10 protein-coding genes are annotated in these 9,658 nt (G+C 40.4%); 8 read left to right on the forward strand and 2 right to left on the reverse strand.

Going from position 1 to position 9,658, the window contains the following annotated elements; translation table 11 throughout:
* Positions 1–38: 38 nt before the first annotated feature.
* From QM629_RS13760 to QM629_RS13775, 4 genes are read left to right on the forward strand one after another with little or no spacing between them, the layout of a single operon-like run.
* Positions 39–602, forward strand: a complete 564-nt coding sequence (locus QM629_RS13760; protein ID WP_415160458.1) for a K(+)-transporting ATPase subunit C — start codon at positions 39–41, stop codon at positions 600–602.
* Between the two features lie 13 nt (positions 603–615).
* The gene (locus QM629_RS13765) at positions 616–1,698 is read left to right on the forward strand and encodes a porin (protein WP_415160459.1); all 1,083 of its coding nucleotides are present in this window, start codon (positions 616–618) and stop codon (positions 1,696–1,698) included.
* A 37-nt stretch (positions 1,699–1,735) separates the two neighbouring features.
* The gene (locus tag QM629_RS13770; protein WP_415160460.1) at positions 1,736–2,863 is read left to right on the forward strand and encodes a sensor protein KdpD; all 1,128 of its coding nucleotides are present in this window, start codon (positions 1,736–1,738) and stop codon (positions 2,861–2,863) included.
* Positions 2,863–4,563, forward strand: coding sequence for an ATP-binding protein (locus QM629_RS13775; protein WP_415160461.1), 1,701 nt, complete (start codon positions 2,863–2,865; stop codon positions 4,561–4,563). The genes QM629_RS13770 and QM629_RS13775 overlap by 1 nt, the downstream gene beginning before the upstream one ends.
* 193 nt (positions 4,564–4,756) lie before the next feature.
* On the opposite strand, the gene QM629_RS13780 is transcribed toward QM629_RS13775, so the two are convergent.
* Positions 4,757–4,897: a hypothetical protein gene (locus tag QM629_RS13780; protein WP_415160462.1), complete on the reverse strand. Its 141-nt coding sequence runs from the start codon at positions 4,895–4,897 to the stop codon at positions 4,757–4,759.
* A gap of 115 nt (positions 4,898–5,012) precedes the next feature.
* Positions 5,013–6,299, reverse strand: a complete 1,287-nt coding sequence (gene eno / locus QM629_RS13785) for a phosphopyruvate hydratase (RefSeq protein ID WP_415160463.1) — start codon at positions 6,297–6,299, stop codon at positions 5,013–5,015.
* Positions 6,300–6,656: 357 nt separating this feature from the next.
* Between eno and QM629_RS13790 the strand changes: the two genes are divergently transcribed.
* The 4 genes from QM629_RS13790 (at position 6,657) to QM629_RS13805 (ending at position 9,511) form a co-directional block, all read left to right on the forward strand.
* Positions 6,657–7,250, forward strand: a complete 594-nt coding sequence (locus QM629_RS13790; RefSeq protein ID WP_415160464.1) for a LemA family protein — start codon at positions 6,657–6,659, stop codon at positions 7,248–7,250.
* 9 nt (positions 7,251–7,259) lie between these two features.
* A complete protein-coding gene (locus tag QM629_RS13795; protein ID WP_415160465.1) occupies positions 7,260–7,721 on the forward strand; it encodes a TPM domain-containing protein in 462 nt (153 codons plus the stop codon).
* 123 nt (positions 7,722–7,844) lie between these two features.
* Positions 7,845–8,621: a TPM domain-containing protein gene (locus tag QM629_RS13800; protein ID WP_415160466.1), complete on the forward strand. Its 777-nt coding sequence runs from the start codon at positions 7,845–7,847 to the stop codon at positions 8,619–8,621.
* Between the two features lie 161 nt (positions 8,622–8,782).
* The gene (locus QM629_RS13805; RefSeq protein WP_415160467.1) at positions 8,783–9,511 is read left to right on the forward strand and encodes a DUF4290 domain-containing protein; all 729 of its coding nucleotides are present in this window, start codon (positions 8,783–8,785) and stop codon (positions 9,509–9,511) included.
* Positions 9,512–9,658 lie beyond the last annotated feature (147 nt).

A 9,658-nucleotide genomic window follows, 5' to 3' on the forward strand; every position in this document is an offset into this window, starting at 1 on the left:
AAAAACATTTCACTTCTCACATCTAACATCTCACAATTATGAAACAATATCTTCTTCCGTCAATCAAGCTTACAGTTGTATTGCTTGTATTGTGTTCGGTTATTTACCCTTTACTTGTTATGGCTATCGGCAAATTCACGCCGGGCGGCGGCGATGGTGAAACAGTTTCAGTAAATGGTAAAGCAGTTGGTTATGCAATTGTTGGGCAAAAATTTACCGACGATAAATATTTCAACACACGCCCGTCTGCTGTTGATTATAACGCAGCAGGGTCTGCCGGCTCCAATAAAGGGCCAACCAATCCTGATTACCTGAAAACAGTTCAGGACAGGATTGATACCTTTTTAGTGCATAATCCCGGTATTGATAAAAAAGACATTCCTGCCGAACTGGTAACAGCATCAGGCAGCGGCGAAGACCCGGACCTTTCACCTGCCGGTGCAAAAATTCAAATTAAACGCATCGCAGCAATCAGGCATATTGATGAAAGCAAGCTCAGCACGCTGGTTGATGAACATACAGATAAACCATTGCTTGGTTTATTAGGCCCGGCAAAAGTGAATGTGTTGAAATTAAACATTGCATTAGACGAATTAAAATAAAATATAACAGAAGATGAAAAGATCAATTTTAATAGCAGTGCCAGGTACACTGCTGGCAGGTCATTTATCAGCGCAGGACAGCACAAAAAACAATCTTACGTTAAGTGGTTATGCGGAAGCTTATTACAGCTATGATTTCAATAAACCCTCGCTGAACAGCAAAGCACCGTTTGTGTACAGCTATAACAGAAACAATGAAGTGACTGTTAACCTTGCTTATGTAAAAGCAGCATATAATAATGATAAGATAAGGGCAAATATTGCGCTTGCGGCAGGCACGTATGTGAATGCCAATTACGCGGCGGAAGCAGGCGTTTTAAAAAATATATATGAAGCCAATGCTGGTGTTAAAATTGCACGTAAAGCAAACTTATGGGTGGATGCCGGCATCTTTGCTTCACATATCGGCTTTGAAAGTGCAAGGGGTAAAGATTGCTGGACACTCACAAGAAGCATTGTGGCAGACAATTCGCCATACTATGAAAGCGGAGCTAAAATCAGTTATACATCCAGCAATAATAAATGGTTTTTGAGCGCTTTATACTTAAACGGATGGCAGCATATACAAAGGCCTGATTATAACACTACCCCCGCAGGAGGCCTGCAGGTAACATTTACGCCTTCATCAAAAGTTATATTGAATTATAGCAATTTTATAGGCAATGATAAACCTGACAGCGCCAGGCTGATGCGTTATTACCACGACTTTTACGGCATCTTTCAACTAAGCGATATAATGGGTGTAACGGCAGGTTTGGATGTTAGTATGCAGCAAAAAGAAAAAGGCAGCAGCGATTTCAATTTTGTATATGCGCCTCAGGTTATTTTAAAAATTTCGCCTGACAGCAAAAACAGTATTGCAGCAAGAGCGGAATATTATAGTGACAAAAACCAGTCATTAATTTCAACGGGAACTGAGGATGGGTTTAAAGCGCTGGGATTAAGCATTAATTATGACAGGCAGATATTGAACAATCTTGTATGGCGCATCGAGTTAAGAAATCTTCATGGCGATAACGAATATTTTATTAAAAAGGATGATGAAATAAAAAAGAATACAACCTTCGTTACAACAGCTTTGGCTTTTTCTTTTTAGTTAATGTGAATTTTAAAAGGCTGTCTAATTTAATTAAATGGGTATAAATGAAACAAATATAACGCAACAGGGAAGGACAGACAGGTCAAACAAAAAAGGCAAGCTGAAAATTTACATCGGCATGAGCGCCGGCGTGGGCAAAACCTACCGCATGTTGCAGGAAGCGCATGCATTGCAACGCAACAATGTAAATGTAAAAATAGGTTTGGTTGAAACACATGGCAGGAAAGAAACACAGGCCCTGCTGGATGGCTTATCCATCATTCCCAGAAGAGAAGTTTTTTATAAAGGCAAGAAATTAGATGAACTGGATGTAAATGCAATATTGCTGCTGCATCCGGATGTTGTTATTGTAGATGAATTGGCGCATAGCAACATTCCCGGCAGTAAAAACGAGAAACGCTGGCAGGATGTGCTGGATATTGTAAATGCGGGAATCAATGTAATTACGGCTATCAACATTCAACATATAGAAAGCATCAATAATGAAGTTAAGCAGATAACCGGCATAGATGTAACGGAACGGATACCGGATAAGATATTACAACTGGCAGATGAAGTGGTAAATATTGATCTGCCTGCAGATGAACTGATAGCACGTTTAAAAGAAGGAAAGATATACGACCCTGCAAAAGTTCAGCAGGCATTAACCAATTTTTTTCAGCCGGAGAAAATATTGCAGTTAAGAGAGCTTGCATTAAAAGAAGTGGCCAGCCAGGTTGAAAGAAAAGTTGACTATCAAATCACGGCAAAGCAAACGCCGTTTCGCCATGAAAGATTTATGGCATGCATTTCATCTAACCACGAAATTGCGCAACGCATCATTCGCAAAACAGCAAGGCTTGCTTCTTATTACAACAGTAAATGGTTTGTATTGTATGTGCAATCATCTAAAGAAAGGGCAGACAAAATTCCATTGGCTGCACAAAGGCATTTAATCAACAACTTTAAAAATGCAACGGAACTTGGCGGAGATATCATTCAAAAAAAAGAAAATAATATTGCTGCCACAATTATTGAAACCGCACTTGAACATAACATTACAACAATTTGTCTGGGCAAACCGCATTTAACTTTGCTGCAGGTAATTTTAAGAACAGGCGTGTTTAACCAGTTGCTGAAAACGCTTTCAAAAAATAATATTGATATTGTTATTCTTTCCTGATGGCACTTACAGTTAAAAAGAAAATATGGTATGGAACATTGTTCCTTTTTGTGCTGTTGATTTTAACCGGGGTTTCCGGTATGTATTACCTGGGAAGGTTAAAAGATGAATCAAAGAATGTATTGCAGGATAATTACGAAAGCCTTGCTTACTGCCATAGCATGCAAAACGCGCTGAACAATGTTGAAGCCGGCATTGAGAAGTCAAAAGACAGTTTTGAATTGAATCTTCAAAAACAGGAAGCCAATATTACAGAGCCCGGAGAGAAAAAAGTAACGTCTTCACTGCGTTCATCATTCAGCAGGATAAAAAACGGCGATACGGTTAAGCAAAATTTCCGGCTTGTTGAAATGCAGTTGCAGCAAATATTACAGCTCAATATGCAGGCCATACAAAACAAAAACAATATCGCCCGGAAAACAGCAGATGAAGCATTCACTGTTATTTCTTTATTAAGCGGGCTGGTGTTTTTGATTGCCTTTTCGTTTTTGCTGAATTTTCCATCTGTTGTTACAAAACCCATTTTACAGTTCACCGAAGCTATAAAGGAGGTTTCCAATAAAAACTATGCGCATCGTATTCATATTGACAACAAAGATGAGTTTGGAAAACTCGCCGATGCGTTTAATGAAATGGCAGCACGGTTACAATATTTTGAGAATAGCAACCTGAACAGATTAATGTTTGAAAAAAGCCGCGCTGAAAGCGTTATTAACAGTTTGAAAGATGCAAGCATTGGCCTTGATAAAAATAATGTTGTGTTGTTTGCCAATGAACAGGCTTTGCAATTACTGAATATACGCAACGAAGATATTATTGGAAAAAATGCTGATGATGTTGCAAAACATAACGACCTGTTTAAATTTTTGATGGAAAACAATTCATCAGCGCCGTTTAAAATTGTTGTGCAAAACCGTGAAAATTATTTTATAAAAGAAGTAATTGATATTGCGCAAAATGAAACACAGAGCAAAGTAATTGTTGTAAAAAACATAACCTCATTCAAAGAGCTGGATGAAGCCAAAACAAATTTCATTGCAACTGTTTCCCATGAATTAAAAACACCATTGGCTGCATCTGATTTTAGTTTGAAATTACTGGAAGATGGACGAACAGGAAGTTTATCAGGTGAGCAAAAAGAATTAATCGAAAACCTGAAGCAGGATAATCAGCGTATGCTAAAAATTTTGAGTGAATTACTAAATATGTCACAGGTTGAAGCGGGAAGAATCCAGTTAAATATCAAACAGGTAAATCCGAAAAACATTATTGAAAATGCAGTGCATGCAGTGGAAACCAATGCAAAAGAAAAAAACATCAGTATAAAGAATTATGTTGAAGAAAACCTGCCTTTAATAAATGCTGATGAGGATAAAACAACATGGGTGTTGAATAATTTTCTAACGAATGCAATCAAGTATTCCCCGGAGGATGCAATGATAGAAGCAAGCGTTTATAAAAAAGACAACACCATTATTTTCTCCGTGAAAGATCGCGGCAAGGGTATTGCACAGGAATATCAATCCAGAATATTTGACCGTTACTTTAAAGTACCCGGCAGTAATGAAAAAGGCACCGGTTTAGGCCTTGCCATTTCCAAAGATTTTATAGAAGCACAAGGTGGTGCTGTTTGGGTGGAAAGTGAACCGGATAAGGGAGCTGTGTTTAGTTTTAGCTTAGTTACAAATCAGTTGCAATAACTAAAACATGATATGACAGACAATTATGATCCTTCTACAACTTATTTTTACGGACATTAAATACCCCTATGTATTTAATTATTTTTATCCCAATACCTTAGAAAACCTATTTTACATTATAAAGGATAATCATTGCCCGATACATGTTAACGAAATTAATTTAATTGAAAGACAAAAACTAAGTTTTTACAAATCAGTAATTAGCCCGGAAAATAAACATCCACTTTATCGTCTCGCCTTTATTTCCTGCAATTTTTATTGCAAACTTTGAAATATCTTCTTTTGGGGCAATCACATCCTTCTTTGTGGCTAACGCTTCCTTTTTATCTTCCATTGCATTATTAACCTTTATTTCGAAATAATACAACAATCTTCGGCTTCTTTTTCATTAAAGCGTGTTTTGAAAATTTCGTATGCTTTTGGTTCTAAAGCTTCATTCACCAAATATATTAATTGCCGAAGCGTATTTTCCCCTTTGGATATATACCGCTATTGCCCAGTTCTTCTTCAATGCGCAATAACTGGTTGTATTTAGCCAGACGGTCTGTACGGGAGGCAGAGCCCGTTTTAATCTGACCACAATTCAATGCAACGGCTAAATCGGCAATGGTGGTATCTTCTGTTTCACCGCTGCGGTGGCTCATAATGGTTGTATAGCCATTTGTTTGCGCCAGTTGAACGGCATTGATGGTTTCTGTAATGGTGCCAATCTGGTTCACCTTAATAAGAATGCTGTTGGCAATGCTGTTATCAATACCGCGCTGTAAAATTTTGGTATTGGTTACGAAAAGGTCATCACCCACTAACTGAACTTTACTGCCAATAGCATCCGTTAATTTTTTCCAGCCATCCCAGTCTTCTTCGGCCATGCCATCTTCAATGGAAATAATAGGATATTTATTGATCCATTCTGTCCAGTAAGTTACCATTTCATCGCTGGTGATGGATTTTTTAGAGCTTTTGTAGAAAGTATATTTATCACCATCCTTTCTCATTTCACTGCTGGCAGCATCAAGGGCAATGCTGATCTGTTCACCAGGTTTATACCCTGCGGCTTCAATAGCCTGCAGTACTGTTTCAATGGCTTCTTCATTGCTTTGAATATCCGGTGCAAACCCACCTTCATCGCCCACATTGGTGCTGTAACCCTTTTTCTTTAAAACGCCTTTCAGTTTGTGAAATACTTCAACGCCCCAGCGCAGGCCTTCGCTGAAAGTATCTGCGCCAATTGGTACAATCATGTATTCCTGGTAATCAATCTTATTATCGGCATGCACACCGCCATTTAGAATATTCATTAAGGGCATGGGGAGAATATGGGCGTTGGTTCCGCCTATATAGCGGTATAGCGGTAAGTCAGCTTCCAGCGCAGCAGCTTTTGCAGCAGCCATAGAAACGGCAAGCGTGGCATTTGCACCCAGCCTGCTTTTATTTTCTGTGCCATCAATTTCAATCAATTTGGCATCAATACCGGTTTGATCGCTTATTTCCAAACCGGCCAAACCACCGGCGATGATTGTATTTACATTTGACACAGCTTTTAAAACGCCTTTCCCGGAATACACTTTAGCATCATCGTCACGCAGTTCCACAGCCTCATGAATACCTGTAGATGCCCCGCTTGGCACGGCGGCACGCCCTAAGAAACCTGCTTCGGTTATAACATCAGCTTCTACGGTGGGGTTTCCGCGGCTGTCGAGAATTTGTCTTGCATGAATTTTTACAATGCTGCTCATAATTTTTTATTTTATTGTGAATTATATAAACAGGATGTAGGCCGGGGCCTGCTTTGCGGCTGATATTTGCCGGTACACCTGTATTTATTGGCTTTTAAGCGCTGCAAAGAAACAATGTTATTGTGAAACGGAAAACTGTTGCCATAATTAAAAAAAAATTATGCCTGTCAATAAAATACCGCTTATCAATAAACAGGATAGTGAAGCAGCCTGTGTTTTGGTTGCTCTGAAGCAATATTATAAGCAGTTGCGGCCAAATTGCAGCACCATGTCAAAAATATGCCAGTGACTTCTCGTCATAATTACATAAACAGGTATTTGTTTTGATAAGTATCTTTAACAAAAATTCAATCAACAATGAAAACAAAAAGTCTTGGATTAATAGTTGTAATTGCCGTGATACTTATTTTGGGCGGTTGCGGATGCAATAGCTACAACGGGTTGGTTAAAGGCGACCAGAGCGTGCAAAATGCCTGGAGCAATGTGGAAACAAATTACCAGCGCCGCACCGATTTGTATAACAGCGTGGTAAAAACCATACAGGGTTCGGCTAATTTTGAAAAATCCACTTTACAGGCTGTAATTGATGCCAGGTCTAAGGCAACCAGCGTTCAGGTGGATATAAATGACCCCGCAACGCTTGAAAAATACCAGCAGGCGCAGGGCCAGTTGCAAAGCGCTTTTGGCCGTTTGATGGCTGTGGCCGAAGCCTACCCGCAACTGCAAACCACGCAGGCATTCCGCGACTTTCAAACGCAGATTGAAGGCACGGAAAACCGCATCAATATTGCCCGCCGCGATTATAATGATGCCGTAAATCAATACAATTTGCAGGTGCGCACATTTCCCAACAGCATTTTTGCAGGCTTGTTTCATTTCCAAACCAAAGCTTATTATAAAGCTGACGCCGGCAGTGAAAAAGCGCCTGATATTAACTTCGATATTAAATAATTGTTGCTGATGTTTTCCTTATTTAAACCCAAGCAGCAAAAGTTTTTTTCTCAGGAAGAAGAAGCAGAAATTCTTAATGCCATTCGTGAAGCAGAGCAGCAAACAAGCGGCGAAGTGCGCCTGTTTATAGAAAGCAAATGCCGCTTTGTTGACCCGCTTGACCGCGCTGCGGAAATTTTTTTTCAGCTTAAAATGAATGAAACGGTAAACCGGAATGCTGTGCTGGTATATATAGCGGCACAGCATCACCAGCTTGCGGTTTTTGCCGATGAAGGCATTTATAATAAAGCCGGCCAGCAGTTCTGGAATGATGCAGTGAAAGACATGATCAGCAAGTTTAAAAAAGATCATATTGCAGAGGGCATTGCTGAGGTAATTCTCAACACCGGGACATTGCTTAAAACGCATTTTCCTTACGACGCTTCAACGGATAAAAATGAATTGCCGGATGATATTGTGTTTGGCAAATAAGCGCAATGTTTTGTTTCCGGCTTGTGTTTTTCATGGCATCACGGTTGTATCACTTGCTTGTGCTAATTTTTCATGGTACCCGCGGTTTCACATTTTAAGTGGCCAGTTTATTTCAACAGTAAAATGAAACGTTTTTTATACATATTGATTTTTGGCTTTATCACAATCAATCTTTGTGCACAGGATGTTTTAAAAGCGCCGAGCCCGCCCAGGCTGGTGGTTGATGATGCAAACCTGCTGTCGCCGGAACAGGCTCAGATACTGGAACAGAAGCTTGTTGCCTTTAACGATACCACCAGCAACCAGATAGCCGTAGTAACCATTAATAGTTTGAACGATGTGCCGGTTGAAGACTATGCCGTTAAGCTTTTTCGCGAATGGGGCATAGGCGGCTCAAAACACAATAATGGTATTTTATTGTTTATCTCGAAAGAAGACAGGAAGATACGGATAGAAGTAGGATATGGTTTGGAAGGCGCTATAACTGATGTACAGTCGGGTGATATTATTGAAAATGACATTACCCCAAATTTCAGGAACGGCGATTATTACAGGGGCATTGATGAAGCTGTAAATTCTTTGGAAAAAGCGGCGGCCGGCGAATATAAGGAACGCGGCAAAACAGCGGATAATGACAATGGTGGTGGTGGCAATATTATTGGCTTCATCATTATACTTATCATCATTTTCTTTATTATCGGCAGAGGAAGAGGCGGCGGCCGTGGCGGCGGCATGATGAGCCGGAGAGGATTCAATCCCTGGATTATACCTACTTTATTTCCGGGCGGCGGAAGCTGGGGCAGTGGTAGTGGAGGTTTCGGAGGCGGAAGTGGCGGCGGCGGCTTCGGCGGTTTCGGTGGTGGCAGCAGTGGCGGCGGCGGCGCCAGCGGCGGTTGGTAAGCAGAAGCAACGCAATTGATGAAAATTCCTGAAATGGTTATAACTTAGCTGTTTTATACAGGCAGACTGAATAATACCCTTTTTATAACAAGGCAATAAGAATTTCCAAATGGTGCGGTTAGCCAATTAAATTACATTTGCCACTTTAATTTTTTATTTTAATGGAATACAACACTACACGCAATAAAATGAGCATGCGTGAATATGGCCGCCATATACAGAAAATGGTGGAATACCTTCTGACTATCGAGGACAGGGAAAAAAGGCAGCAGCAGGCGCAGGTACTGATAGAGCTGATGGGCTTTTTAAACCCGCATTTGAAAAATGTGGAAGATTTCAGGCATAAATTATGGGACCATTTATTTTTTATAAGCGATTTTAAACTGGATGTGGACAGTCCCTATCCTATTCCCCAGAAAGAAACTTATAAACAAAAGCCGGATCCGCTGCCTTATCCCAAGCGTTATCCCAAGTTTTCTCATCTTGGCAAAAACCTTGAAATAATAATTGATAAGGCTCTTAAAGAAGAAGACCCTGAAAAGAAAGAAGGCTTTGCCAATGCTATAGCATATTACATGAAGCTGGCTTACAGCAACTGGCATAAAGAGCTTGTACATGATGATACTATAAGAAGCGAACTGGATGAAATAACAAACGGCCAGCTTGAATTTAGCAACACGCCCTATATCAAGCATCGCAACACTTTCGAAAGAGACGATTACGGCAGCAGGGGCAGCAGCGGCAGAAGGCAAAATTTTGGAAGCCGCAGCAGCAACAACAGCAGCCGCAATAACCGCAATAATGGCAACGGCAATAATAACAACCGCAATCGTAATAATAACGGCAACGGCAGCAGCCGTAACCAGAATTTTAAAAAGCGGTTCAAATAAGTTATCTCTTCATTTAATGAAACCGGGCATGATAATTTTTCTCACACAACCTGTCCCGAACCAGCTTCGGGAGGGAAATGCCTGCCTGCCGGCGAGGCAGGTACATAGCGAGGTTCTCCCGAAGCAAGTTCGGGACAGGCATGAGAC

This window comes from Parafilimonas sp. (genome assembly GCF_047606085.1).
GTDB lineage: Bacteria > Bacteroidota > Bacteroidia > Chitinophagales > Chitinophagaceae > Parafilimonas.